The organism is Cryobacterium sp. N21 (genome assembly GCF_002929575.1).
Classification (GTDB): domain Bacteria; phylum Actinomycetota; class Actinomycetes; order Actinomycetales; family Microbacteriaceae; genus Cryobacterium; species Cryobacterium flavum.
In genome coordinates, this window is the sequence record NZ_PJJQ01000032.1 from 70739 (window position 1) to 96728 (window position 25990).

18 protein-coding genes and 1 tRNA gene are annotated in these 25990 nt (G+C 60.2%); 8 read left to right on the top strand and 11 right to left on the bottom strand.

All coding sequences use genetic code 11. The features are described 5' to 3' along the window. Nucleotides 1-11 precede the first annotated feature (11 nt). Genes CXY77_RS09035 through CXY77_RS09050 form a run of 4 tightly spaced genes read right to left on the bottom strand, consistent with a single transcriptional unit; the run spans nucleotide 12 to nucleotide 5758 of the window. The gene (locus CXY77_RS09035; protein ID WP_104129965.1) at nucleotides 12-2000 is read right to left on the bottom strand and encodes a zinc-ribbon domain-containing protein; all 1989 of its coding nucleotides are present in this window, start codon (nucleotides 1998-2000) and stop codon (nucleotides 12-14) included. Then, nucleotides 1997-3088, bottom strand: coding sequence for a TniB family NTP-binding protein (locus tag CXY77_RS09040; protein WP_104088712.1), 1092 nt, complete (start codon nucleotides 3086-3088; stop codon nucleotides 1997-1999). Before CXY77_RS09040 ends, CXY77_RS09035 begins: the two co-directional genes overlap by 4 nt. Continuing rightward, the gene (locus tag CXY77_RS09045; protein WP_104129966.1) at nucleotides 3088-5016 is read right to left on the bottom strand and encodes a Mu transposase C-terminal domain-containing protein; all 1929 of its coding nucleotides are present in this window, start codon (nucleotides 5014-5016) and stop codon (nucleotides 3088-3090) included. The genes CXY77_RS09040 and CXY77_RS09045 overlap by 1 nt, the downstream gene beginning before the upstream one ends. Continuing rightward, nucleotides 5003-5758 carry a TnsA-like heteromeric transposase endonuclease subunit gene (locus CXY77_RS09050; protein WP_104088715.1) on the bottom strand — a complete coding sequence of 252 codons (756 nt, stop codon included), beginning with the start codon at nucleotides 5756-5758 and terminating at the stop codon, nucleotides 5003-5005. Before CXY77_RS09050 ends, CXY77_RS09045 begins: the two co-directional genes overlap by 14 nt. A gap of 133 nt (nucleotides 5759-5891) precedes the next feature. On the opposite strand from CXY77_RS09050, the gene CXY77_RS09055 reads away from it, so the two are divergent. Further along, nucleotides 5892-6377: a hypothetical protein gene (locus CXY77_RS09055; RefSeq protein ID WP_140425504.1), complete on the top strand. Its 486-nt coding sequence runs from the start codon at nucleotides 5892-5894 to the stop codon at nucleotides 6375-6377. Between the two features lie 1335 nt (nucleotides 6378-7712). On the opposite strand, the gene CXY77_RS09060 is transcribed toward CXY77_RS09055, so the two are convergent. The 3 genes from CXY77_RS09060 to CXY77_RS09070 all read right to left on the bottom strand — a co-directional run bounded on the left by CXY77_RS09060 (nucleotide 7713) and on the right by CXY77_RS09070 (nucleotide 9704). Then, a complete protein-coding gene (locus CXY77_RS09060; RefSeq protein WP_104088718.1) occupies nucleotides 7713-8423 on the bottom strand; it encodes a hypothetical protein in 711 nt (236 codons plus the stop codon). Next, nucleotides 8404-9219 carry a metallophosphoesterase gene (locus CXY77_RS09065; protein WP_158253285.1) on the bottom strand — a complete coding sequence of 272 codons (816 nt, stop codon included), beginning with the start codon at nucleotides 9217-9219 and terminating at the stop codon, nucleotides 8404-8406. The genes CXY77_RS09060 and CXY77_RS09065 overlap by 20 nt, the downstream gene beginning before the upstream one ends. Nucleotides 9220-9359: 140 nt before the next feature. Further along, on the bottom strand, nucleotides 9360-9704 hold the full coding sequence (locus CXY77_RS09070) for a hypothetical protein (protein WP_104088721.1): 345 nt from the start codon (nucleotides 9702-9704) through the stop codon (nucleotides 9360-9362). A 975-nt stretch (nucleotides 9705-10679) separates the two neighbouring features. Here CXY77_RS09070 and CXY77_RS09075 point away from each other — a divergent pair. The 6 genes from CXY77_RS09075 (at nucleotide 10680) to CXY77_RS09100 (ending at nucleotide 20132) form a co-directional block, all read left to right on the top strand. After that, nucleotides 10680-12164 (top strand): DUF3375 domain-containing protein, encoded by a 1485-nt coding sequence (locus tag CXY77_RS09075; protein WP_104129967.1) that lies wholly within the window; start codon nucleotides 10680-10682, stop codon nucleotides 12162-12164. Beyond that, nucleotides 12161-12838, top strand: coding sequence for a DUF4194 domain-containing protein (locus CXY77_RS09080; protein ID WP_104088724.1), 678 nt, complete (start codon nucleotides 12161-12163; stop codon nucleotides 12836-12838). Before CXY77_RS09075 ends, CXY77_RS09080 begins: the two co-directional genes overlap by 4 nt. Continuing rightward, a complete protein-coding gene (locus CXY77_RS09085; protein WP_104129968.1) occupies nucleotides 12831-16181 on the top strand; it encodes an ATP-binding protein in 3351 nt (1116 codons plus the stop codon). The genes CXY77_RS09080 and CXY77_RS09085 overlap by 8 nt, the downstream gene beginning before the upstream one ends. Continuing rightward, nucleotides 16178-17344 carry a Wadjet anti-phage system protein JetD domain-containing protein gene (locus CXY77_RS09090; protein WP_104088727.1) on the top strand — a complete coding sequence of 389 codons (1167 nt, stop codon included), beginning with the start codon at nucleotides 16178-16180 and terminating at the stop codon, nucleotides 17342-17344. Before CXY77_RS09085 ends, CXY77_RS09090 begins: the two co-directional genes overlap by 4 nt. Before the next feature lie 60 nt (nucleotides 17345-17404). Continuing rightward, nucleotides 17405-18754: a hypothetical protein gene (locus CXY77_RS09095; RefSeq protein ID WP_104088728.1), complete on the top strand. Its 1350-nt coding sequence runs from the start codon at nucleotides 17405-17407 to the stop codon at nucleotides 18752-18754. A gap of 178 nt (nucleotides 18755-18932) precedes the next feature. Further along, on the top strand, nucleotides 18933-20132 hold the full coding sequence (locus CXY77_RS09100; RefSeq protein ID WP_104088730.1) for a PIN domain-containing protein: 1200 nt from the start codon (nucleotides 18933-18935) through the stop codon (nucleotides 20130-20132). Nucleotides 20133-20444: 312 nt separating this feature from the next. On the opposite strand, the gene CXY77_RS09105 is transcribed toward CXY77_RS09100, so the two are convergent. From CXY77_RS09105 to CXY77_RS09120, 4 genes are all read right to left on the bottom strand, one after another. Then, nucleotides 20445-21266, bottom strand: a complete 822-nt coding sequence (locus tag CXY77_RS09105) for a PIN-like domain-containing protein (RefSeq protein ID WP_104088731.1) — start codon at nucleotides 21264-21266, stop codon at nucleotides 20445-20447. Then, nucleotides 21259-22902 carry a DUF262 domain-containing protein gene (locus CXY77_RS09110; protein WP_140425506.1) on the bottom strand — a complete coding sequence of 548 codons (1644 nt, stop codon included), beginning with the start codon at nucleotides 22900-22902 and terminating at the stop codon, nucleotides 21259-21261. The genes CXY77_RS09105 and CXY77_RS09110 overlap by 8 nt, the downstream gene beginning before the upstream one ends. A gap of 584 nt (nucleotides 22903-23486) precedes the next feature. Further along, nucleotides 23487-23558, bottom strand: a tRNA-Arg gene (locus CXY77_RS09115). A gap of 69 nt (nucleotides 23559-23627) precedes the next feature. After that, nucleotides 23628-24272: an iron ABC transporter ATP-binding protein gene (locus tag CXY77_RS09120; protein ID WP_104088735.1), complete on the bottom strand. Its 645-nt coding sequence runs from the start codon at nucleotides 24270-24272 to the stop codon at nucleotides 23628-23630. A gap of 41 nt (nucleotides 24273-24313) precedes the next feature. Here CXY77_RS09120 and argS point away from each other — a divergent pair, with 41 nt between their 5' ends. Beyond that, a complete protein-coding gene (gene argS / locus CXY77_RS09125) occupies nucleotides 24314-25990 on the top strand; it encodes an arginine--tRNA ligase (RefSeq protein WP_104088736.1) in 1677 nt (558 codons plus the stop codon).

Below are 25990 nucleotides of genomic sequence, written 5' to 3' on the forward strand. Positions count from 1 at the left end.
CTTGCGCCCGTTCATGATTGTGATTTGGTGGCGCTGTAGTTCAGGATGCGGTTAGTTTTTTCGCATTTCGGGCAGCCGTTGGATTGCCGGCGATTTTGGGTGGTCTGGGCGTGGTCGTGCTTGCCGACGAGGCATCTCCACCAGAGCTTGTGGTCGCTGGGAAATATCTCGTGGGCTTCTTTGCGGTTGAGGTAGGGGTGGAGTTCGATGGTGAGCAGGGGTTCCACGGTGCCGAGGTCGTTTTCGCCGGCGATGAGTTTGCGGCTGCAGCAGATACTGCAGCCTTGTCCTCGGCTGATTTTGTCGAGTCGAGCCTTGTAAGCGTGTTCGGCGATGCGTTCACACTGCCACCACATTTCGCGTCGTTCGCCGTGGCTGACGTGGGCGGCGGTGAGGGCGCCGTTCATTGTGAGGTGCAGACGGGCGGCGATTATGGGGTGAGTGCTCGCGAGGCGATCCTCTGTGTTGACGGTGAGCTCGCGGGCGCAAATGTTGCATCCGAGCTTTTTCGAGGTGAGTTCCCAGATGCGGGCGTGGAATCTGTGGCCGTTGGTGCAACGCCACGTAGCGAGCACGTTTGAACCTGACGCGAGCACGGACGGGGAGCGGCGTTCGGCCCATTCTTCGGCCCACATCGCGGCGACCTCGGGGTGGGTGGTGAGGAGGCAGTTGATGCCGGGTTGGACGATCCGGTTCGAGCAGACGGGGCATTTGTAACTGGTGAGTGTCTTCTTGGAGGGGCTGACGCTATGGCTGTGGCCTTGTTCGCAGAGCCACCAGTAGTTGGTGCTGGAGCTGATGGCGACGTCCGCAGCTGTCAGGCCACCATTTCGGTGCACGTCGAACTGCGATGCAATTGTTGGTCGCATCGTTTGCAGGTCATTGACTCCGGGACGGACTCGGCGCGGTGAACACAACCCACAGGTGGGCGTCGAAGGCTCGATGGTGCCGGTGGTGGTGGCTGCTGTCGGGAGGTAGTCGAAGGTATGGCCGGCCTCGCATGTGAATGACCGCGCTTGGGCAGAAGTGTGACCTCTCGGTGGGCGGGCGAGCTTGGCGAGTAACTGGGCGACGGTGACGGCGGTGTCTCTGGTGACGGCGAGGTAGTTTTCAACCGGTTCAAGTCCGTCCCGATGGGCTACCACGACGTTTGCGACGTGGACGCGAATGGGGTATTCGTGTGTCCGAGTTACGCTCAATTTGGTGAAATCGTCGTCGGTGGTGACGCTCTCTCGAAGTGCGAGAAGAGTCGCGTAGAGGTACGCCCACAGCGCCCGGGTGGTCTCGGGGCAGTCCCGGCCGGCAGCGTCTCGCACGGTGCTCTCAAGCAGGGAGTGGGCGCTGGTGAAGCCAGTGGTGGGGTTGAAGAAGCGTTGGGCGAACGCATCGGCGGTGATGACTCGTGCTGTGCGCACGAGAGCGGGGAACACTACGGGCTCCGCTGCCGCTGCACTGCTACCCGGGGCAAAGTCGTTGGTGAGGGCGTGGGTGAGAAGTACGTAGAGGCGGGGGTCGAGGAGGTGCTTGCGGCGAAGAGCTGCGAACGTTTTTTGGGCGGCAAGAGCGTCGTCGTCGACTTGGTGTTGCGTGTCCGAGGTGCCCCATAGTCCTAGCCAGCGATGGTGGATGGTGCAGACGATGTTGTCGAAATGGGGGTTCTGCTCGGCGCGGTCTCCGTGAAGGCACAGGGTGCAGGCCTGTCGGACGGGCAATGTGTTCAGGAAATGGTTGCACGGTGTCCCATTGGCGTGTGTGAGCCAACCGTGGGCGTCGGCTTCCAGATGCAGGGTGCTGCGTTTGGTGCGGGTTGTTAGGACGCGCATCCAGGCGGCTTGTTTGGCTTCTACGCTGCGTCCGGTTTCGAAGGGGCGTGACATGTCAGCCCGGTGTGCGGCGGTGCAAAAGTTCGCGGTCAGCAGCCGGCTGCTGTAGCTGTCAACGGTTTCGCGGTGGAAGGGGCGCACGTCGAACGGGAGGCGACGCGGTGCCGAGGTGATCATGCTGCATCCAATCCGGCGAGGGGGTATTGGGTGGTCTTGCGGGGGCTGAGGCTGGCTTTCTTGATCTTGTAGTTCTCTTCGGCGAACTGGTCGAGTTTGATTGTGTCCATCAGTTCTTCGGTGAGGGTCTCGACCGTGTAATCAGAGTTGGTGATCAGTTCGATGGTGCTCCCTGTGAGCAGTTTCGCGAGGCTGCCAATGGATCCTGAGGTTCGGAGGAAGAGGTAGCTGCTGAGGCTCTTTAGGGTGCCGAGCTTTTGGTGGCGTAGGGGGAGCTGTTTCTCGAATGCGTTGATAATTTGGCGCCACGTTTTGGCGTCGGCGGGGTCGCTGAGGTTGAGTCGGTCCATGTCGAGGATGGTGAAGCGTCCGCGCAGCTGGCGGCCCTTAGGTCCGGAGAGGAGGGCGCTGGTGGGGAGTCCGATGCCTGCGTAGACGAACGTCGCCGGCAGCTCATTGTGCAGCTCCTTGAGTACGTCGACGGATTCTCCGAGGCCGACGCTGCGACCGACGAGGTTGTGCAGCTCGTCGACGACGATGAGTTGAGTGCCTGCGGCGGTCAATGCCTGCACGACGCGGCTGCGAATTTCTCCCATAGATTCGCGCCCGGTAACGGGCAGGCCGAGGAAATCGGCGAAAGTTTTCATGAGAAGTTTCCCGGTTGATGAGGCGGGAACAGACACGTAGACGACGGGGATTCGATCAGAATCTGCGAAATCCGGGAACATGGCTATGTATTGGGAGTACAGCTTGCGCATGAGAGCTTTCGTTGTTTCGGTCTTGCCAATGGTGGAGTCGCCGCTGAGCATAAGTCCGGCGTGGCCGGAGTTTTTGGCAAGGTTGACGCCGAAGGCCTGTTCCATGAGCTTCCATGCTTCGAGGACGTGCGGGGTTGGGATGACGATCCCGCCCGACGCGTAGATGATGCGTTCACGGTCGTACTGTGCGCGGGCGGAGTCCGTGAGCTCTGCGTACTGCGCGTCTGTGAGCTTGTCGGGTCGGGTGAACTTACGGCTGAGGAAGGCTGAGAGGCCTTCCACGTTGTGCAGTGAGGTGGGGCGGTCGTGGGTGTGGAAGAGGATGGTCATTAGAAATTTCCTTCGGCGTCGAGTTCAAGAAGTTCGTCGGTGTCGTCGTCTGCATCAAAGTCGACAGGGGTGAGGTCAAGTTGTGGACTGGTGGGGAGCTGGTGAAGAGGGGTACCAGCTAACGTCGCGCTGACTAGGGCGACTTCCGCTCGCCGCTCAAGACGGGCGTCGATTTGGGCTCGTCGCGCGTCTGCTTCTGTTGGGTCGATATCGGGTTGGATGCTGGCAAAGAAGGGGCTTTTGCTGGCGTTCCAGTCTTTGATCGCGCATTCGATGAAGCTTCCATCGGGTGCTTGGGCCCAGACTGCTGACGGGTTATACGGGTCGAAGTGCACGTTCATAAATCTTTCTTGGCCACGAAATGCGTGAAGCTCGGGGGCGTCGTAGAAGTGATTGTCGTGCCGGAAGCCCGTGGAGGTGAGCGCCCGGCGTTTGAAGGGGAGGAGAGCCATGTAGCTGTCGCGGTTGAGCGGGATATCGATCGATCCGATGGCGGCGGCCGCGGCGGCGGCCATCTGATTGGGCGAGAAGGAGGTGGCGGGATGCAAGGGATCACGCAGCCCGGAGTGCGGCCTGTTTTGCCACACGTTTAGCACCCAGTCGTGGAACAGCTCCTGAACGGCGTAGATGTCGAGGAGGTCGGTGCTTTTGTCGATATCGTCTCCTCGATATTCGACCGACTGACCGACGTATCCGGGAAGGTGCTGGGTGAACATTGTCCGGATCGATTTGAACTGGCGTTCCACGATGGATTTGGTGGTGGGGGTTCGTGGCGGGGAAAAAGTGACGCGCATGCCGAAGCTTTCCGCAGTGTGGATGGTGGGCGTGGCCTTGAAGTCCTTGCCATTGTCGATCACCAGCGTCCGTGGGTAGATGAAGGGACGATGATTCGCCAACCGGGTGAGTTCGTCGTTCTCGAGGAGTTTGCATTTCTTGTTTTGCTGCTCGACCATCGCCCGGAATCGACTCCGGTCGGGCTGATTTTGGAGGGGTGTGAGCGCTTGGGCGATGAGTCCGATATGGTCAACGCTCTTCGTCGCGACGAGTCGAAACGAATACGCGAGGATGCTGCGTGTCGCCACGTCGACCATGATCGTCAACGTCGGGCGTTGGGGCCTGTCGTCGGGGACCTTGACGAGGAGATCTAGCGGGGTTGAATCTAGTTGGACTTCGGCGCCGGGTAAGAGCTGGATGTTCTTCGAGAATGGACGATCAGGGCGGTCGGCGAGAGACCGTCGGGTTTTTGAACTGCCGGTGGTGTGCTTGTTGTAGGTGTACAGCTCAATGAGCCGATACATCGTGCGTTGAGACGGCAGCTCAGGCGCATCAGAGGCGTACTGCATGATCAGTTCCTCGCGGGTGAGCTTGATCAGCCGCTGGGCAGTGCCAGTTGATGCTCCTCGCTGGCCGGCAATCACGACACACAGCGCCTCGATCACCTTCGTCCGATCGGTCGTGTGCGGGTACTTGCCAGTCAGGGATCTGCCGTCGACGATGCCGGTATTGCCACTTTTCTTGAAGGCAGACAGCTTCGCCATCAATGTGGAGCGGGACATGTGCAGCATCTCGTCGGCCTCAAGCTCGACGAGCTTCGCTTGAACGCGCTGTTCCTGCGTGGTTGTTGCGGGGTTGTATTGAGGGCGCGGGGTTTTCACGTTGGGATGTTCACCCGTCACGATCTCGCGAAGATGATCCGAAAGCGTCAGAGTCTTGTGTTGTTGTGTGTCGGAGAGGGACTCGATCACGCGGGCGTCATGAACGGACATCGGCATGAGGCCGACGACACGCTGGGCAAGCTCCGCCAAGTGCATAGTCACGTATTCGCCAGTCGCGGTGGAGCGCATTTTGATCAGCGAGGCTCGCTGCTCGAGGACGATGTATTCGCCGTCGTCAAGCTCGATGGGCTTGCTGATATCAAGCGTGGGCATAGTCGTTCCTTTTGATCAGAGTGGTTTCGTCGATGTGGTGGAGCATGTCGGTGGTGACCGTGCGCTTCCAGAGGAGATGGAAGAGTTCGGCGCGCCCGGATGCGAGGGAACCCGGGCGAAGGATTTGGGCTGCGTCGTCGAAAGAAAGCGTGTGGGAATCCAGGGCAGACATAAGTGTGTCCACTGCTTGCTCGTCGGGTTGGAAGAGATCGTGCTGAAAGTAGCTCAGCCACGTTAGGTTGGCTTGGACCTGCTCAGTGAGTCCAGGGAGGACCTCGTAGCCCCATCCGACGGCGTCGCAGACTGCTTTCGTCTTCGCGAACTGTTCCAACACCTTCGAGGAGATCCTCGCGGCGGGTTTGACATCATAGACGACCTGACGGTTGTTGCTGTGAAGCGCGATCAGGTCAGGGACATGCCGACCGCCGTCGGCGTAGACCATCTCCAACGGCTGCGACGCAATCGCGGAGATAGATTGCGTGTGGTCCAAGAACATCATCATGTTCGCCTCCAGAAGCGATTCATGCCACACGTGCTTCTTCGTTTGAGAAAAAAAGTAGAGGCCGTAGTAGTTGCGTTGGCGCGGATAGGACGTGGGCTTGCGGAACGCTTCCGCGAGATACAGATGCCGGCTAAGCAGCGTACGATCCGCGGGTGCCTCCGCTGTCGTGTCAGGGGTCGGCTTCCACCGGATCAGCGCATTGCCGCTGAATCGGACGGATTCGTCAGTTATGAGTTTCATTAGTTCGTTCACAAGAGTCCTGTGCGCGGCATCCCGCTGGCCACATTAATTTAAAGCCGAAATAGCGCACAATCAGCCGAGAAAAAGACGGTTTAGTGCAAAAAGCGCCGATCAGGACGGTAGCGTGGGATGCGTGACTGACCCTCGATACAGGCCGCGCGATTACTGTGCGGAGCCCGACAGCTTCGGGAAAGCCGAAACCGTAAAGTGGCTGCCCGTTACCGACCGGCGGCCTGTGGGACTGATCCGCGCCGCGCGATTGCAACACCTGTACGCGGTTCGCATCAGGGCGCGGGCGAAGGCCATCGCCCGCAACCCGCGGGCGGTCGAGGTTGTACCCGATGCCAGCACGCCGTGGGCGTTGCACCCGGGCGCGCAATCGAAGGGTCGACCGCTCGAGCTTTTGGCCCAGCATCTGGGAACTAGTTACCCCCGATTGTTGCGATGCTTGCGTGGTGAGATAGTGATGCGGCTGGACGACATCGCTTGGGCCGACATAGTGCTCGGCCAGATCAGCGAAGTTTCGCGTCAGGCCGCTGCCGCCCAGGCCGCCCACGGGACGTGGCAGCGGGAGAATGTGAACGGCCCCACGCCTACGACTCGCAGTTACTCGTCGTGACAAAGGATTAAGGCAGCGGTGGTTCGGCGTGGTGCAGTTATACCGCGCAAATTCGACGACCTCGATTGACGGGTCAATGGTGCGCATTGCCGCGGGCTCCCTTCTTAAGTATTCCGCGAGAGATACGTTTGAAAGTGACGAAAGTTCATGAAATCCCTCCGGGGTAAGCGCGGAGGGGCCATTCGGGTCCCGAGTTGCCCCTGCGCAGGGTGGACCTGCAGGCCCACTGGACGGGTCTGATCGTTCACATTGGGCTTGGCGTTCGGGTCAGGAATTCAAGTGACGGTACGTCGTGCCGAATGCGGTTAGTACGATCGAGCATCCATCGATCCGTTGCATTTGCGGTCCTCTCCAGAGCCGGTCAAAGGCGAAGACCCCCATTTGGGATCCCTCACCCACGGTAGATCCGGCACCATCCTCAAATGTCCGTGCAGGAATGCACTCTGGTTCACCGCAGTAGAGGTATCGACATCGAAGCCTTTCAGGGCGATGCTGGCTCGGGAGAAAGGAAATTGTCATGCCACGCACGCCCTGGCCTATGGATTTCTCCCGCTACGAGTCCCTCGCTGCGCAAAATCCTTCTACCCTCACGCCAGATGAAACACGGTCCGTATTGCACTTTTTGGCCCTTGAGGGGCTGCGGAACTCGTCTACACGAGGCGTGCAGGTACCCCAGAGGGTGATGGACTGGGCCCGAAACGCGTATTCCGTCGAAGTATTCTACGCCGAGCATGGACGACGACCCGTCGAAAACAATCGTCGACCCTCCACTCCGATGCGGGACTCTGAACATGCCTTGGCGGCGTGGATTCGATACGAGAGCCTTTTAGCCACGAGACGCCGCAGGTGTTCCCTTCAAGTGGCGTGGCTCGACAGCCGACCAAGCCCTAAAGTGCATTCCCACTCGCGGCGGTGGATTATGCATTGGAACGAGTACTTTGCCTTTATGGTCATCAGCGGGTATCCGCCCTCCGCTGGCACCGCGTGCCCGTCCGAACATCACCTCGCCGTCTGGGCAGCGAAACAGCGGCTGAAATACAGAAATGAGCGGTTGACCTCGCTCCAAGTATCAATGCTCAAGCACCTACCGGGCTGGGCATGGGGCCCTCCAGTCACCCTGAGTGCGGAGTATCAGATCGAGCTTAAGTGCGTCCCGCTGTCGACGACTCACACTAAATTAGGGGGCCTCGTTACATTGTCACCGGTTCCTCCACGGTGAATTGACCAACCTCCGAACGGCCAAGCAATTCTTTAAAAATTGCGGCTGAGCTTTGCCGCATCGTCCCCCGCACCTACGGTCGTATTGGGCCGGCCCAACTCCGCAAGTGATTAGCATTACCACTGAATCTCCTCGGTCAGAATGTCCCACACGGCCTTGGGATCGCCGCCGTCCGCGAGCCATTCCAAGGGCGTCAGTGGCGGCCCGTCGGACTGTCGAAGATCGAACTGCTCCGTATGCATGATGAGGCCGACGCGATCGGGATTTTCCATTTTCTCTCGGAGCAAGTCCTCATCCACGCTGAGCAACGCGGCAACTTCAGAAACGCTCATCAGGGTGGCGGCGGTCCGTTGAAGCTCTTCCTCGGTCAGGCGTTCGTAGTCTTCGAGTGTTGCCTCGAAGGGGTCGGACAGGCCAGAATGCGTGGTGAGGAACGTGCGTTCGCGGGCGGACAAATCTGGTTCGGGCGCCGAAGGATCTTTGGCGTTCTCGTTCACACCGCTGGCTCCTGGAAGCTGATTCCGAGTGATACGGTCGATTTGTTCTACCCGGGAAGTGCTTGCCCAATAAAAGTCCATGTTGTCGTCCCCCTCATCGGGCAACATCGTCCACCGTCCCTGGTGTCCGACCGTGAGGGTCTCGATTGCGCGCAACGGTCGGGTTCGGTCGTTGACTGTGGGTGGGGCATTGACACCGCGGACGCGCGTTACGGTGCCGAGATCCAGATCGAAGTAATAAATACTGTCGAGGGTCGAGATGCGCCATATTCCGCGCTCCTTTCCCGTGAGTTCGTTCACGTGGTCGGGGTCATTTTTCGGGTTGGTCATTGTCGTTTCTTTCTGGGGTGTCGATTTCAGGCTGGACGGAGGCGCCGTTTCGGTACATAAACTCAAGGTCGAGGGTGGTGGTGTTCAGGATTGCCATGTTGACCCGGCATTTTCCGTTCATATCGAGTACCACCACTCGGGTTGAGCTAGTCTCCCCGGGTACCGTCAACGTCTGGTCGTAGAAGCGGTGATAGTGGCCGCCGAGGGTCAGTCGTGGCCGTGTCTGCAGGACGGCACGTCGAAACATCACCCGACTTGCGGCCGCGTAGGCGACGTCGACTGGCGAGAATCCCGACTCCTGAGCGCTCCTATCAAGTGCGCACTCGTCCATGAGCGGCGCTTCGTGGCCGACGAGAACGTCGACACGTTCGGAGCCAAGCCGGCGAAGATCTGCGTCCGAAATTTGTTCATCCGGCCACCAACTCACGCCCTCTTCGCGCAATCGACGGTCGATGGAATTAGCGCCGCCAAGGGCGGCCAAGATGAACTGTCCGCCGATCTGGGTTCGGTACCCGCGAGGGAGATGGCCGATATTGGAGGTGATCCACCGGACGCCGTCGGCGTCCACTGGATAGTTCAGGAGCTTGGGGTAATACTCATGATTGCCCTCGACCCAAAACATCACCATGTGATGCCGTGCTAGGGCCCGAGAAATCTTGCGCAAATCGGCCTGCCAATTTCCACCCGGCCAGATAATGCCCCAGTCGCCGAGCTGGAGGATGCAGCGAACGCCGCGGGCAGCGAAAGTCGAGAACGCTTGCAGTGCGTGCTCCAGATCGCCATGCAGATCACCCATCACGCCAATGCACTTGACGGTGGACAGTGTTGGTATCGCGTATGAGGCCTGCGCGAAGTCGTGGACGGGGCGGTATGAAAGCCGGCGTGGGTCCAGATCTGTGCGCGCGTTCACAGGCGGCGGAACCGGTTCGCTCGCATTCATAGATCAAGCCGGACTCGCGGGATTATCTCGATATCTGCGGCGCTCAGCTCCCGCGGCGGCATCACCGATGCAAAAGCCACGACACGCGAGGTGATGAAGCCCTCGTCCCAAAGGCCAGCGGACGGGAGGATCACGCGTTTGCCGATCTCCACGGCACAACAAATCTCGGTGTACCTCATGTAGGCGTCGTCACGGTCAAGGCGCCGGGGCACGGGGCCGAAAAGTCTCGGGTACACAATTAGCTTCTTGGCTACCACGAGTTGGGAACCGTGTGCGGTAGCCAACGGAGGGATTCCCGACGCGCCAGCCTTACCGACGAATGGTTTCTCTTCGTGGATCATAATTTCTCTTTGGCGCCGTCGAATGCCATGAGCGCTCGATTGCCGTCACCGGCGGCGTCCAGCGGATCGTCGGGACTACGCCGGCAACGGCGAGATCCACGATCCAATGCATCGAACGTCCCACCGTGCACTCCACGACTCTCAATGCCTGCACGGAGAGACCATCCCAGCGCACTCGCTGGTCGCACGTGGAAAAGTGCGGGCCTGCGACGCCAGTAGCAGCGGCCGGCGGGAGCGGGCGCGGTGGCCGTTAGACCACGAACCCCACGGATGTCCGGAACGTATGGCACGGGCAGGATATGTTCGGGCATTCGCGTACCTCCGATTCGGCCACCGGTCGCATGACCGGTCGAGGTGACGCTAGCGCGGTCGTGCGGGCTGGCGACTCCGTGCAGGAATGCACCTTTTGTCCCTTACCGCACGTGGTCCAAGCCTGGCTTCCCTGCTTCCTGCGCCGGGGAATGGCGATGGCATAGGTGGTGCGCCCAGCACCTTCCGCTATCCCGAGGCGCTTCAGACACGCCCAGCTGCTTGGCGACTAGCGGTCCCCGTTCTCCCCATTTGAAGTCCTCGTCTGCACTCGGTAGCTATCTTTTCAAGATCCGCCCGCCGGCTCGATCCCCCTCCCTATACGGCTAAGCCACCATTCAGTGAATCGGAATTTCCCCGCAGCTGTCGAGGCGAAGCCGCGGGGCAGATGCGGAACAGGATCCGGCCGCAGCATTGCTTGGACGAAATTTAACTGCAAAGCGCTGGTTTTCCTGATCGCATGGGATGTTCCTTTCGATTGAGGCTGCTCCGCCCTCGGAGACTCTACCGGCGGTCGAACAGCGGAGGTTTGTGACCGCGGCTTCCTTGGATGTCGACGCCGGCCGATAGGCGCTGGCCATGTCCCGACCGTATCGGGAGGCACCGACTTCGGTCTTCAGCCCGAGCCAGCCCAGCAATGTCGGAAGTAGCCGTTAGCCTGCGAGTATGACACGCACGGACTCCGCTCTCCTCGCCCGCACGGAGGCACTGAGCCGTGCCCGCGGCGAATCGTCGTGGACTTTGCTCGCCGCGCATAATGCGCCCGAGATCCTCGCGATCCTCAAGATGAACTTCATCGATTCCGGAGCCACTCAGATCCCAACCGGCCGCCTCCATGAACGTGTTGCCGATGATCTTCGGGCGCTGGCCCGTGCCGGAATCCGTGACATGAGCGCCTCCGCGCAGAAGTACTGCACGGACTGGGTGAGTGCCGGTTGGCTAGAACGCCGACCAAACGAGACCGGGACGGAGGAAATCTACGATGTCTCGGCGGATGCGCATGCCGCACTACTCATCGCCGAGACCATCGTGACCCCTGCGTCGTCGACGACGGAATCGCAGATGACCTCGATCATGCAACAGCTTTCGGACCTCGCCGTGTCAACCGACCCGAACCCTGAATCGCGCATTGCTGCACTGACATTTCAACGCGACGCCATCGACGCCGAAATTGAACAGCTCCGGGCAGGACGAACCGTTGTCTTGAACGATGAGCGGGCGCTGGAAGCGGTCCGCGACCTTCTCGGTCAAGTCCGCCAGTCCACCGCGGATTTTGCGCGTGTCCGTCGGAGCGTTGGGAATGCTGTCAACGACCTGAGGCGCCAAGCCGTCGAATCGGACGAGAGCCGTGGCGATGTCCTTGAAATCGTGTTGAGCCAAGTTGACCAAATGGAGACTACGGACTTCGGTCGCAGTTTCAAAGCCTTCTATCAAGTGCTGGCCGACCCCGAACGAGTCCGGCAAGTGGAGTCAGCGATCGACGTGCTGTTAGAACGGCCGTTCGCTGCGGCACTGAGCCGTGCGGAACGAGAAGGTCTGCGCGACATGCTCCCGGACCTGCGTAGCCGTGCCGGTGACGTCCACACCGTCTTTGACACCCTTGCCGCCAAGCTCCGCGCGTTTGTCGAAGACAATCAATACGGACACGAACGCCGCGTTGACTTACTGATCAAGGACATCTATAAGGTCTACGGGCAACTGGCCCAGACGATGTCGGGCCGGACCCGCATCCCGTTCGAACTGAAACTGTCCACGAGTGGCGTCAGTTCAGTAAGCCAGTGGCAGTTGAAAGAGGTCGACACGTCCTTGCCTGACCTGATCTCCTACGACGCTGAGGTCGAAGCTGGCGGCTGGGAAGACCTTCTGGAGCTCGTGGACCTCACAGACATCGATTTTCATACCCTCCGCGCCAACATCGAGGACACGCTTCGGGGTCGCACCGTGGCCAGCATCGCCGACGTCATCTTTAAACACCCACTCGTCCAAGGCCTCGCCGGTCTGGTCGGGCTGATCCTTATCGGGGTGGGCGCAGCCGACGGGGACATCCGCAGCGCGCAGGTGAGTCAAGCGGCGGACGAGATCATCCCGTGGTCGGACACACATACGATTCGCATCCCAAAGATCATTTTCTACACTCCGGAGACGCCATGAACGACACTGCTGTCGACTACGAAGCGATGGACGACGCCCAAGCTGGCATGCTCTTTGCCGGGGACACCGGGGAGTTCAGTGTGCACTTGCGCACTGCGATCGTCCGGCTCGTGAGGGGCCCGATGCTGAGCGGCGAGGAGAGCGAACTCGCATATGAGGCGCTGCTCCGGAATGAGGATACGGTCCGCCAACACTTGTCGGAGATGTTCCTGAGCCTGATCATTGACCGGGACGCGCGGATCGCCTTCGCACGGCAGGCCGGATCCGAGCAGCAGTACCCGGTCTTGATGCGTCGAGCACCCCTGACCCTTGTCGAATCCGCGGTCATCGTCTGTCTGCGACGGACGCTAGGCACCGTGACCGGCACCGGCGAGTTCGCCGTCGTCAGCCTCGACGAGATCAGAGACGAAATCTTGGCATTTCGTCGTTTCTCCGACACGAATGTTGCAGGTACCCGCAACAGCGTCGACAATGCGGTGACCAAGATGGCCAAATTCGGAATCTTGAAGAAGGTGCGTGACACCGAAGACCGGTACACGATTATGCCGCTGCTGCGGAACCTCTTCACCCTCGAGGACATCGAGGCGTTGCTCGCCGCGCTCCGGACTATCGCCGACGGTGGAGCGGTCACCAACATTGACTCTGACACTGACGAGGACGAAACCGATGACTGACCTGCTTGCGCTCCTTGACCCGGACCTCGCCGCCAGCGACAACCGGCCCTCCCAATTCACTCTGAGCCGGTTTCAGCTCATCAACTGGGGAACCTTCAAGGGGTTCTCGGAAGCCGTGATCTCCCCTGAAGGTCACCTCATCACGGGCGAGTCCGGCAAAGGAAAGTCCACACTCCTCGATGCAATGTCTGCGGTCCTGTTCGCCCCGAAAGATCTTGACTTCAACGCGGCCGCCCGTGACGCGATCACCAAGGGTCGCGACCGCACCCTCCTCACCTACGTTCGGGGGGCGTATGCACAACGCCCCGACGAGGAAGGCAACGCCGCCGTCCAGTATCTGAGAAACGGTGCGACTTGGTCGGCTCTGGCTCTCGAATTCACGCATCCGCACCGAGGGGTCATCACCCTCGTCAGAATCTTTCGCGCGTCCGAAAGCACCACAAACGTGGAGCAGCTGACCAAAGTCGCGATGATCTTGGAACGGCCCTTCAGCGTGAAGGAGCTGGAGGACATCGTCCGGATCCGCCTCGACTCGGGTGTCCTAAAACGAAAGTTCGAACCCGCCCACATTGGAACTGACTTCGGCCCGTACCAAGAACGCTACATGCGGCTCTTTGGCATTCAGAGCGAACGAGCCCTGCAGCTCTTGCAGAAGACCCAAGCCATGAAGGGGTTGAACACCCTTGACGGTCTCCTGAAAGACTTTATGCTGGACGAGCCGGAAACGTTCCTGCACGCAGATCGTGCGGTCGCCCAGTTCGGGGACCTCCGCGCCGCGCACAAAGCCGTGCAGACCGCGAGGGAGCAACGCGACCTCCTTCACCCGCTGGTTTCGCATGTGGCCGCAATCGAAAACGCGACCGACAGCCAGGAGAGACTCAACCGTGAGCTCGCTGGAGTGGCTCGGGTTCGCGGAGTACGCGCCGTCACTATTCTCGATCAGGACCTGCGGGACGCCGAAGACTCTATGGCGCGCGCGGAATCCGAGATCACCGTCATCGACGCCCGGATCGATGGCCGCGACAGGGAGATCGAAGCGCTGCGCAGCGACTACGAAAACGCCGGTGGCAACGAACTTCAGAGAATTGGCGACCGCATTGAAGCGCTGGAGGGCGAACGCGGGAGGCGTGAAACCCAACGGACACGGTTCTCGCGGGACATCAAAGGTGCCGGTTTCACAATCCCCTCGAGCCCAGAAGAGTTTCATCAGCTGGCCCGTGACGCGACCACGGAGTTGGCACAGATGGGGGGCGACCTCAGGGAACGTCAAGAGGTGCTGTACGCGGCTCAAGATCAGGTCTCGAAAGCTCGGACCTTGTTCGATGAGGCGGAGCGGGAACTCAAGGCATTGCGGCGGCGTCCGTCCAATGTCCCTGCAACGGAGGGGGAGGTCCGCGACCGGATAGCTGCCGCCTGTGCAACATCGGCAACCCGATTCCCTTATGTGGCCGAGCTGGTGCAAGTGCGCTCTGATGAGGAGGACTGGTCTGGCGCGATCGAACGGGTGATGCACAGCTTCGCCTTGTCAATCCTCGTTCCCCGGGGGCACTATCTCGCGGCCGCCAAGTTCGTCAATGACAACAACCTCGGCAAACGGGTGGTGTTCTACCCGGTGAACCCGGATGTGTCCGAACCCGATCGCAGCCCCTCAGGGAACAGCCTGATTGGCAAACTGGACGTTACAACGGGGGAATTCCGCGGTTGGGTGCTTGACCGGTTGTTCAAGACACTCGACTACCGGTGCGTGGACAGCGTCACCGGTCTCGACAAGGACATCCAAGCTGTCACCCGGAACGGGTTGGAACGCGGGCGGCGTGACCGCCACGTCAAAGATGACCGTTGGGACATCGACGATCGAAGCAAATGGGTGCTTGGGTTCGACAATGGCGCCAAAACGGCCATCTTCGAGGAGAGCGTCGCCGAATTACGAACGGCAATGAACTCGGCTGTGCAGGCAAGGACCTCCGTCGAGCAGAAGGAACAAGCTCGCAGCGACAGAGAACAGGCTCTGCAGCGGATCCGCGGTCAAGCATGGGAGGACATCGATGTCGACGCCACCATCCAGCGTCTGGAAGGTGAGCAGCGCACGCTCGACACGATCCTCGGCGGCAACCCAGCCCTCGGAACCATTTCCGAGAATCTCGCCATCGCAAAGGACAGCCGCGCCGCTGAAATCACAATCCGCGACCTCGCGGTGGAAAAACGCGGAGCGGCGACCAAAAACCATCGTGATATCGCGGACGGGTTGGCGGCGGAACGAGCGGCCTTGGCCGCCCTCCCCACCGTCTCCGACGACGTGCACACAGCCCTCCAAGCCCGGTTGAGCACCGGTAATCCCGCACACACGGTGAGCGCGTTGAACGACGCTGCGGGATCTGTGCGAACCGAGATCGTGGCGGAAGCAAATACTGCGAAGCTTCAAAGCCAGGCTGCGCACGCGAGCCTGAAACTCATCTTCGCCAGCTTCATCCTGCAATGGCCGGAGCAGTCAACCGACGTCGATGACACGTTCGCTGCGTTGCCGGAGTTCCGTAAAATCCTTGAAACACTGGAACGCGACCGACTCCCCGATTTTGAAGGCGCATTCCGGAAGCTCATGCAAGACGGACCGACACGGCATCTCACCGATCTGTCTCGAAAGCTGGAAGAAGAACGCCGGGCTATAGACCGTCGCATCGAACCGATCAACGACGCGCTGGCGAGCACGGAGTTCAACCGCGGCACGCATCTGGAAATCGTGGTTACCGACGTCACGCAACAGCAACAGTTGCAGGCGTTCAAACGCGAACTGCGAGACTTCGCGCAGGCCAATGCCCTCCCCGCAGAGGACACGGCGGAGAAACGGTATGACATGCTCAGTGCCATCATCACTCGGCTCGGCAGTGATGATCCAAAAGATCTGACGTGGAAGCAGCAGGTCCTCGACGTCCGGAAGCATGTCGTGTTCGCCGCGGATGAGCTGCGTGGAGACGAGGTCATCGACCGGCATACGTCTGGCAACGGCCGGAGTGGCGGCCAACGCGTGAAACTTGTCACATTCACTCTCGCCGCGGCGCTCCGGTACCAGCTGACAGATGGCTATGGCAACATCCCGGTGTTCGCCCCCGTAATCATTGATGAAGCGTTCTCCAAAGCGGACGCTCAATTCACGGAGCAGTCGCTGCAGGTGTTCAAAACTTTCGGGTTCCAGCTCATCCTCGCCACCCCTAACAAAATGCTCGCAACATTCCAGCACTTTGTCGGCGGTGCGACGATTGTCCACCGCGCCGACGACACCCAGTTCTCCCGTCTCCTGCCCATCCGGATGGAACGAGTCGAAGCCAATCGGGGTGATCGCGAGTGACGGCGGAGGCGTACGCGGCGGTTCTAACGGAAGCGCGGACGATATACGAGCGCAAAATGAGGGAGTGGGCGCAGGCGAGCAATAGGGCGGATGGGTTCCCGGTCCGGATTCCGATTCGGGAGTTGAGCGCGAACAGCATCGCTGCGGACGCGGGTCTGGCGTTGGGCCGGGCCCGGGCATGGAGCGAGTACACGGGTCCGGGTCGGGTTGAAACCGTGCGCCGAAAATGGCCATACTCCGGCGTTTTGGACGTGCCGCACCGCCTAACGTTTGAAACGGCAGGTGACATTGCGGAGTTCACCGGGGAACGGCGATCTTGGGCAGCATCGGTCCGACGCATCACCGAGCTTCGTGCCAGCTGGCCGGACGTCCGAGTGCTGCCCGCCGGCGTGTTCACGCAGATGATGTCACTCGCCGACGGTGACTGGGCGACATTGCTTTCCGCTCTTCGGTGGGCTGAAACCAACGACCCTTCAGGATTTCTGGTTCGTCAACTCCCGATCCCGGGGGCGGACACCAAATGGGTCCAACGACACTGGCTGCTTGTCGAAAAGCTCTCTGGCTTCGGGGCCCGACTGAACCCGGATCCCCTCGCTCCGATAAGCACGATGGAGAAGATGACGTTCACCCGCATCCTCGATGCCACCCTCCGCGCCCAGATCGGCGGTCTCGGCCTGTTCACCGCGCCGCCGACGGAGCTCGCGAAACTTCCGCTGACGCCGACAGTAGTTATCATCTGCGAGAACCTGCAGAACGGGCATGCGTTTACGGACAGGCCGGGCACGGTCGTGCTGGCAGGCAAAGGATTCGACGTCCCTGCATACGCACGGATCCCATGGCTGCAAGAAGCTCAGATCCTCTATTGGGGTGACATCGATACGCATGGCTTCGCCATTCTGAACCGGCTCCGCGCGTACCTGCCAGCCACGTCCATCCTCATGGACGAGGGCACGTTGCTCCGCAACCGGGTTTCTTGGGTTGCCGAGGACGTCCCGACCGCCGCACGATTGGAAAACCTAACCGATACGGAACAGCTCGTCTACCAATCGCTCGTTGCCGGCAAGCACGGCCGCCATGTCCGGTTCGAACAGGAACGAGTGCCTTGGGCGGACGTGACGGCCGCGCTGGATGAGTGCGGATCTTGCGAAGCAGGGGAGCGCTGACGCCTCGCGACCGTTGCTTCGGCTCTTTCAATTGCGCTGTTGGCCCGGTTGACTGGTCCAATGGGTCGCGATGAGAGCGCATTGAATCACCTCCAAGTAGAGGTTCTGACTTGGATTTCCATCGGCTGTCCCGACGGTGTCTACGTCGACGGGTACTCGCACCGAATCGTCGCGCGAGGCCTCCACAGGAGGGGCCTGATCACAGTGTCCGGGCGCGGACAGTCCTGGTTAGCCGCGATCACAGCGCTCGGCGTGGAGCGCCTCGCCACACCGGCCGCGCCCGAGCCCCAGCAAGAAGTTGCGGACGTTAACGCGCTCTGGCAGCGCGTGCTCGCTGCAGGCGGTTCGATGAGGGTCGACAAATCCGCGGACGCTCTGGACTACGACAGGCTCCTTCGGCTGTCCATGAACTCGTCAGTTCGCCCCTTCGCGCAGAAACTGGAAAGCAAGCTCGTTGGCCACTACGGCTCCATGAACCTTGATATCTACTCAACGGAACACCTTCCAGATCGAGTGCTACCGCGGCCAGTTCCTGTTCCCAACAAGGTGGGAAAGTACCACCCCCTGGTGCAGAACTACCTCAAGGATCGGGAATGGCAGTACGTATCGAAAGACCATCTAGTGCGTGCTGCGCACCTGCTGCAGGCCATTACAGCCGAGGCTGAGCTCAGAGGACTCGTTGTTTTCGACCCGGAAGCAGGAGCAGCGGCGCTCCTGCCATATGAGCGGCGAAAAGTTGGGCGCATTCCTTTCGCGGTCAAAGCCGCGGCAGCTGTCTACACGATCCGTGTGCGCGAGATCCCGGGCAAGGGGGCATCCCGGATCGCTCCTGACTACTGGAACCATGCAAACCGTTTGCCAACGTGGCAGAGGAAACGAGGGTTTGAGTTCATCCCCACCGGGAATCTTGAGCTCGTCGTTGACGGCCGGCGCACGGCGTACCAAGGCGATATATATCGTGATTCGAAGTCGAGTCGACTGGAGGAACTGTTACCGGAGATCTTTCGTTGTTTTGAGATCTACTCACTGGCTGCTGAACGTGACAAAGCGAAAGGGGAACGTGAGGCAGCCACCAAGAAGCTGCGGTGGGAATCCGCCATGGCACAGGCGCGGGCCGACTACCGAGAGCATCACAGACGAACTGTGCTCGGGGCTCAGTTCGAGGCGTGGCAGAACGTCAATGCTATGGAGCAGTTTATTGACGAAATGAGTGCCACCGTCGCGGCAATGGGAGACAACGAGAGCCGCTCGGGGGCCGCCGAATGGCTCGGGTGGGCAAGGGGCCACTTGGGCCAACTGGACCCGTTGCGAGGGCCTCTCAGTATGCCCGAGGAGAAAGAACCGGCCCCGGATGAGCTTCGGCCTTTCCTGAACGGTTGGAACCCCCACGGCCCAAACTCTTCCTTCTGATTCAGGCCGTATGGTTCGCCGTCGTCACCATCGGAGACAAAGGTCGGGCAAGCAACGGCGTCTCGGGTTTAGCGCCGAGCTTGGCGCCCGGATGCTGTCGTGAAATGACGGCCGTTCGTTCTGGAATAGGCTTCAATCCTGGCGTACGCGTAGCGCCATTGCGTGTTGGAGGTTCGGAATGCTTGTGGTCGTTCTCGATGCAAACGCTATTGTCCATGGTGCGCGGCTCAGGAGTAGCGACTGGGAGCAGCTCTCCGTTGCGGTCATTGCCGGGACTACACGGGTGCTCATTCCACGGGTGGCGCTCGCGGAAGCAAAAGCGCGATACGTCGCACTAAGAGTCGAAGTCGCGTCATCAATTACTGCGTCCGCCAAGCGAGCCACTTCGGAAGCCAAGAAGCTCATTGAGCAGGCAGCCCGGCTGACCACGGACGATGCCAGCGCATACGGCGTTCGGCTCGACTCAAGGGTGGTCGAGTTGGGATTCGAGATACTTGCGACACCGACACCGTCACATGACGACATAGCCCAACGAGCGATTGACCGCACACCACCCTTCGACGAGAAGGGTGGTGGCTACCGAGATACTCTGCACTGGCACAGCGTACTGGCGGTCGCCGCCGAGCACTCAAGGGACGACATTGTTCTAGTGTCCGCAGATAAAGGCTTTATGGACGCGAGCGGCCGTCTCCGTGACACTTTGTCGGCGGAAGTAGCGTCGCTTCTCGAGGGGGGAACGATTGCCCTTGCGAAATCCGTCTCACAGGTAGCGCTGCCGGGGAAATACCGCGGAGAGCCGTTCAGACCGGACCTCGACAAGGAACTGCTCACGAAAGTCGAATCGTTGCTATTCGAAGGCGGTTTACTAGCCTCGGTGGAGCTCTTCCCTCCAGCGTTCGACCTACCGAGCGCGGACAGCATGACCGTGACCGCCGCGGAAGGCTGGGGTGTGGTCTCACTGGAGGCACGCGAGTTGGAGGGACCTCGAGTGCTCGAACTGAGGTTCGAGGTCGCAGCCATTGTGGACATCGAATACCTCGGACGCGTGGATCTCGAACAAGACGGCGCGGCCGTGACTGACACCGGATACGCGGTCAAGAAGCTCTCATTCATTGGAACTGCACTCACGAGTCAGAACCCGGGGGAGGTGGCGTCCATCGAAGAACTCGCCGTCGAAATCTTTCGACCCAAAGCCCAAACGGTTGCATTCATCAAGAGTCTTAGCCACCAGCCGGTGAGCGCGCTGCGGCGAGAGAGGAGCGTAGCTGATGTTGACCGACTAAGTGCATTCATGGCCCGCCAGTTTGATTCGGCCATGCGACGAACGGTCACAATCTGGCCTCCGATAGGCACACAAAGTGATAATTCCGGCCTTTGATTGAGCGTGTGGACGATCTCCGAGTGATTTTCAGCGCATAAATTCGCGGTGATGCCCTTGGACACAGAGGTGCCCTGGGCAGGTGCTACGGGCCACGAAGACCCATCTGGCCGACCTTGATACTTAGGAGGATGCCTTGAGATGCGGGCGTGACGAACCTAAGAGGAGACCGTTCGGTACGCGGATTACTGGTTTGATTCAGCGGATATCGGTCGTGCGGCCAATCGCGGTTTGGTAGTTGTGGGCATTAGTCATGTTGACCAAGCGGCGACCGGTGATCCTCAAGAAGGGGTGCGGACGAGGTTGTGAAGGCTAAGCCTGCACGATCTTCTTCAGTTGCTCCATTGTCAAGATCTCGAGTGGTTTCCCCGTCAGGTGGAAGATTTCGCCAAGAAGCGTCGGATGAGGTACTCCGCTTGCAATCCAGTCTTCTTTGCCATCGTCGGTGACGAAGACGATAGAGGAATCCTCGGTGCTGGGTGAGGCGAGACCAATTGCCTGGAGCCCCATCAGGAAATCAGCCCACACGAAAAAATCACCTAGCCTGTTTGCCTTCTTGGACTCATCCGCGAAACCCGGTGCTATTCCCGACGCGAAACGCGCCTCACCGATTCTCAGAATCCGTTCTCGCGGCACATGGGCCGTCGTCGAGTCGGCGAGAAGCAGATCCCAAAGGTCAATGGATTCTTTCAAGAGATGCGGATTTTGTGAATCGGCCACATCCGCCGCAAGCGTATAGACCTGTGCCGCGATTCGGTCAAGCAGTATCTTGCTGCTGGCGCCGCCCTGAAGTTTCTCGTACTTGCTCGCAAGCCTTTTCGTCTCGTTCTCTAGCCCAAGAACATCTTTAGTGAATATCCCGTGGTTGTTCCAATACTCCTGAACTGACTGAGCCGGCAAGATGATGGGCACTGATTCACCTTGCAGATAGGTCAATATAGAGGATCGAGTCGCAGGCGGGTAGCGCCGAAGCTGCTTCAGCGCATTGGTATCGAATCCAATGGCCGCCCAATTGGTCGGGAGTTTCTTCTCCGTATGCATTTTCAGCGGCTTAAGCCACTCCAGTTCACCGATGTTCTGCGACAAACATTCAATTATGAGTTGCAGGCCGGGCGAAAGGCTCACGTCAGGCATACCAAACCTCAGCTGCAAGCGTTGACAGGTGCTCATTCATGTTTCGGACGTCCTCGGCCGACCATGAACTTGCAGTCCTTACTAACTCATCCTCGAACTCGACTGCCGTCGGAAGGAGCTTGTCGATGACCCCTTGAAGGGAATTTGAACCGCGTGGTCTGCGATCAATAGTCGAGATGAAGCAATTGCCGATCGTGGATCCGAGGACTTTGAAGTCGTCATCATTGAAAGCCGGCCAGTCTTCGATGTTCTTCTGTCGGACTTGGTGGACGTAGCCCGAAATTGCCGGAACTGAGGAGCGCTGGAGCGCTGACGCACGCACAACGAGCTGTACACCCTTATTCAAAGGACGAGACTGAACGCGTTCCTGAAATTCTTGTCGCGTCGGAGCAAGGTCCCGCAGGCCTTCTACACCTATAGACCAGTCCTGCGTTGTGAAAATGGTCTTGGCCGCCTCGGAGAAACGCCGTTCGATACTGCCAGTGCCAAAGGTTCCCGTGACGATGCGCGGCACGATGACTCGCAGGAGTTCCTTGAATCCCGCTTCGGGATTTCGCGCATGTGCAGTCGCCAGAAAAACCGGGCGGATAGTTCGGAGACCTAGGGTATCCAGAATCAGGAACGTTTTTAGCGTCGTGTCTTCCCGGTCGAGTGCCGGATCGACCATCTGCAGGTATACGCCAATCTGTTCTTCTAGTTCACTTAGGAGCGTCTTCACGCCGTCATCGCCGACATAGTTATCAGCGATGGCTTGGTAGAGGTCACGGGGCTCGACGTAGCCATGTCGAAGCGTGACAATGTTCCGGATGAACTGTGTGAACTGTGCATCCGCGCCAACATCTACGAACGGATCTTCCAGTTCGATCCAACGACTGTATGAGTCGTTTTGATTCTCCGGCAGGGCGGAACCAATGACGTAGCTCTTGATGAGCTGTGCAGGGGTCAAGTCCTTGCCGCGCATGTTCACAACTTCGAATACTTTGTAAGCGGCGTTACGGTCCGGATGCTCAAACAACGCAAAGGTGATCCCGTTGGACAAGAAGTGCGCCCATTTACCCAGCCGCGCGGACGCATCGGAGCTTTTAAGGTCCGCTTCAAGTTTCTGGTCCAAAAAACGCTGCGCTTGCAGCAGCGTCTCATTGAAACCCTCGCCGGCCTCGGCCGAGTCGTCGAGGATTGCGTCGAGGGTTCGGCGATCTCGACGTGAGGCGAAATCGACTCGAGCGGATCTTGACTCCTCTTCATAATTTATCGAATAGAGAAAGACGTCACGCATGCTGTCCGCTACAAGCAATTTTCCTCGAGCAAGGGCCGCCCGTCGGATCGAGTTAGCTAGAAGCGTGAGAGTGGCGATTCTCTGCTGACCGTCAACCACCGTTTTTACGTCGTTTTCGTCGGTGATAATGAGCAGCCCCAGAAAATAAGGAGGCGAATCTATGCCCTTCGACAGGTCATTCCAGAACTCAGAAACCTCAACATCCTTGGACCAGCTGTAGTCTCGCTGGAAATCCGGAATATGGAAATCCGCCGTCGAGAAGAGCTGACCCGCCTTGATCGTGGATGCCTCAACTTGTGTCCCCATCGTGCTTGTCCTCTGGTCCGGGCCGGACTTGCGCGGCGTGGGGCGAGTAGCCACAGGTCGGAATCTCGGCGGGTAATGTCCGGAGGCACTGCCAGAAATGGAAAAGCTCGGGCCCCCGATTGGCACCTGAATTCAGGCTCTGGCCATAGTCTGCACGGTCCAAGCCTTTTCCCGTAATCGGACCACGAACTCTATCCCGACGAGGTTAACTGCAAGGGACGTTCGAGGGCTGCTCGGTGAGCCACTTCGCCGAACCACTTGCGCCCATCTGTGAATACTGCAGGCCGGACTGAGATGGTTTCGCTGCGTATATGTAATGCAAGAGCGAGCCAGCGGCGGTGGCGAGTTTTCTGGATGTGGGACTCGTCGCGAAGTACCCAGATGTTGCCGACCACGGCTGGGTAGCAGCAGATTTTTTGCGAAAATGACACGCAGGTGCCAGCTTGCGTGGGGCCTTAGCGAGTTGAAACTGGCATAAGTGCGCAAGCTCAACGGAAGAGGTGGAGCCCGGGCAGGTCTGCACCGGCTGCTTCGGAGAGCTGCGCTTTGACCGTGCTGCCATCGCTGTTAGGGACCTAGGGGAAAGGTTTGTCCGAACTAGGTGGCAGAAGTCCGAATTAGCGTGGCACGTGACAGTGTGCCCCCAGGCAGATTCGAACTGCCGCCCCTGCCTCCGGAGGGCAGTGCTCTATCCCCTGAGCTATGGGGGCCAGGGTGATTCAAGGTTAGCATCATGCCCCGGCTGCCAAGACCCACCACGGGTCAGCCGACAAAATCTGCTAGCCGAGGTGCGAGAGCACCGTCGAGATGAGGGGCTCGGCATCGCCGGGCTCGAAGAACGCGGCGGTGCTGAGAGTGACCCAGTACTTTTCCGTGAAGACCTGCGCTTGACCGACGCCACCGGCATAGGTGAAGAAGCCGTCCACAGCCGGCGGGGTGCCGTAGCTGGGAACGGCCTGGCTATCGGCATCCGCTTGATGCTTGAGCGTGGTCATCAGCACATCGTTGGGGGTCACGACCGAGATCTCGATGAGCTCGCCGCTGGTCTGGTTTGACCAGCCGCAGGTCAGGCCGTTGTACGTTGCGGCGGTCTCGCCCAGACTGCCGGCACTCGGCGAGTAGTTGGGAGCGGTGCCATAGTTGGGGTTGAAATCGTAGACATCCTGCAGGGTGAGCAGGTCGCCACAGGTCTGCGTGATCGCGGATCCGGTCGCTTCCGGCGTCGGAGACGATGACGGCGCAGCGCTCTCGGTGGGGTCAGCGGATGCCCCACTCGTTGCGGTCGCAGAATCCGTGGGCTTCGGCTCGTCGCCACCACTGCACCCGGTCAGAACGAGGGCGAACAGCGTGCCAGCGGCGAGCAGGACGCTCGCCCGGCCACGAGTGGAACGAACGAGAGTGGGGTAGACGCGTGTATCAGTCACGCGTTGACCTTACCAACAGGAGGGGCCGGTACGATTGACCGGTGACTCCTGACGAACTCTCCCAGTCCCTGTTTGACCTCATTCTCGACGTCAGCGAGCGCCGACGTGAGGCTGACACTGTTGGGGTAGACCTCGGACTCACCCTCGCCGACGTCGCTGTCGAACGCCCACGCAACCGCGACCACGGCGACTGGGCCTCTAGCATCGCGCTCAAGATCGCCAAGCCCCTCGGTGCCAACCCGCGCGAAATCGCCGCCGAACTGGCCGCCGGTCTCGAACAGCTGAGCGATGTGGCATCCGTTGAAATCGCCGGCCCCGGTTTCATCAACATTCGCCTCGAAGCGGCGGCGGCCGGCGCACTCGCGCAGACCATCGTGAACCTCGGCGACGCCTACGGCACCGGTCACCTCTACGACGGCCTCAAGATCAACCTCGAATTCGTCTCGGCCAACCCCACCGGACCGATCCACATGGGCGGTGTGCGCTGGGCCGCCGTCGGCGACAGCCTCGCTCGCGTGCTCCAGGCCGAGGGCGCCGACGTCACCCGCGAGTACTACTTCAACGACCACGGTTCGCAGATCGACCGCTTCGCCCGCAGCGTGCTGGCCAGCTACCTCGGCGAGCCCACCCCCAAAGACGGCTACGGAGGAGCCTACATCGGCGACATCACCGCCAACGTACTCGCGAAGTACGACGGCGACGTCGCGGCCCTGCCCCGCGAGGAACAGCAGGAGGTGTTCCGCTCCATCGGCGTCGACCTCATGTTCACCGAGATCAAAGAGAAGCTGCACAGCTTCGGCGTGGACTTCGACGTGTACTTTCACGAAGACTCCCTGCACGAATCCGGCGCCGTCAACCGTGCCATCGATCGCCTGCGCGAACAGGGCCACATCTTCGAAGCGGATGGCGCCATCTGGCTGCGCACGACCACCTTCGGCGACGATCGTGACCGGGTCATCATTCGCTCCAACGGCGAACCCGCCTACATCTCGGGCGACCTCGGCTACTACCTCGACAAGCGTGAGCGCGGCTTCGACCAGTGCCTGATCATGCTCGGCGCCGACCACCACGGCTACGTCGGCCGCATGATGGCGATGGTCTCAGCCTTCGGTGACGAACCGGGCGTGAACCTGCAGATTCTGATCGGCCAGATGGTCAACCTGCTCAAAGACGGCGAGCCGGTGCGCATGTCGAAGCGCGCCGGCACCATCGTCACCCTCGACGACCTCGTCGACGCGGTCGGGGTCGATGCCGGCCGGTATGCGCTGGTGCGCTCGAACAGCGACTCGCAGCTCGACATCGACCTCGACCTGCTCGGCAAACGCACCAACGACAACCCGGTCTTCTACGTGCAATACGCCCATGCCCGTACGTCGGCCGTGGCGCGCAATGCCACCGCGAGCGGCGTCGAACGCACCGTCTTCGCCCCCGAGCTGCTCGTGCACGACAGCGAATCCGCGCTGCTCGGCGTGCTGCAGGAGTACCCGCGCATCGTCGCCCAGGCCGCCGAACTACGCGAGCCGCACCGCGTGGCCCGCTACATCGAAGAGGTCGCCGGCTACTACCACCGCTGGTACGACAACTGCCGGGTCATTCCGCTCGGTGACGAACCGGTCACCGACCTGCACCGTACCCGCCTGTGGCTCAACGACGCCACCGGCCAGGTGATTCGCAACGGCCTCGGCCTGCTCGGCGTCACTGCCCCGGAGCGCATGTGA

What these genes read in the sequence shown, in the direction of transcription:
- CXY77_RS09035 (WP_104129965.1), bottom strand. Translation starts at nt 2,000, where the DNA reads ATGATCACCTCGGCACCGCGTCGCCTCCCGTTCGACGTGCGCCCCTTC.
- CXY77_RS09040 (WP_104088712.1), bottom strand. Translation starts at nt 3,088, where the DNA reads ATGACCATCCTCTTCCACACCCACGACCGCCCCACCTCACTGCACAAC.
- CXY77_RS09045 (WP_104129966.1), bottom strand. Translation starts at nt 5,016, where the DNA reads ATGCCCACGCTTGATATCAGCAAGCCCATCGAGCTTGACGACGGCGAA.
- CXY77_RS09050 (WP_104088715.1), bottom strand. Translation starts at nt 5,758, where the DNA reads ATGAAACTCATAACTGACGAATCCGTCCGATTCAGCGGCAATGCGCTG.
- CXY77_RS09060 (WP_104088718.1), bottom strand. Translation starts at nt 8,423, where the DNA reads ATGACCAACCCGAAAAATGACCCCGACCACGTGAACGAACTCACGGGA.
- CXY77_RS09065 (WP_158253285.1), bottom strand. Translation starts at nt 9,219, where the DNA reads ATGGGTGATCTGCATGGCGATCTGGAGCACGCACTGCAAGCGTTCTCG.
- CXY77_RS09070 (WP_104088721.1), bottom strand. Translation starts at nt 9,704, where the DNA reads ATGATCCACGAAGAGAAACCATTCGTCGGTAAGGCTGGCGCGTCGGGA.
- CXY77_RS09075 (WP_104129967.1), top strand. Translation starts at nt 10,680, where the DNA reads ATGACACGCACGGACTCCGCTCTCCTCGCCCGCACGGAGGCACTGAGC.
- CXY77_RS09080 (WP_104088724.1), top strand. Translation starts at nt 12,161, where the DNA reads ATGAACGACACTGCTGTCGACTACGAAGCGATGGACGACGCCCAAGCT.
- CXY77_RS09085 (WP_104129968.1), top strand. Translation starts at nt 12,831, where the DNA reads ATGACTGACCTGCTTGCGCTCCTTGACCCGGACCTCGCCGCCAGCGAC.
- CXY77_RS09095 (WP_104088728.1), top strand. Translation starts at nt 17,405, where the DNA reads ATGGGTCGCGATGAGAGCGCATTGAATCACCTCCAAGTAGAGGTTCTG.
- CXY77_RS09100 (WP_104088730.1), top strand. Translation starts at nt 18,933, where the DNA reads ATGCTTGTGGTCGTTCTCGATGCAAACGCTATTGTCCATGGTGCGCGG.
- CXY77_RS09105 (WP_104088731.1), bottom strand. Translation starts at nt 21,266, where the DNA reads ATGCCTGACGTGAGCCTTTCGCCCGGCCTGCAACTCATAATTGAATGT.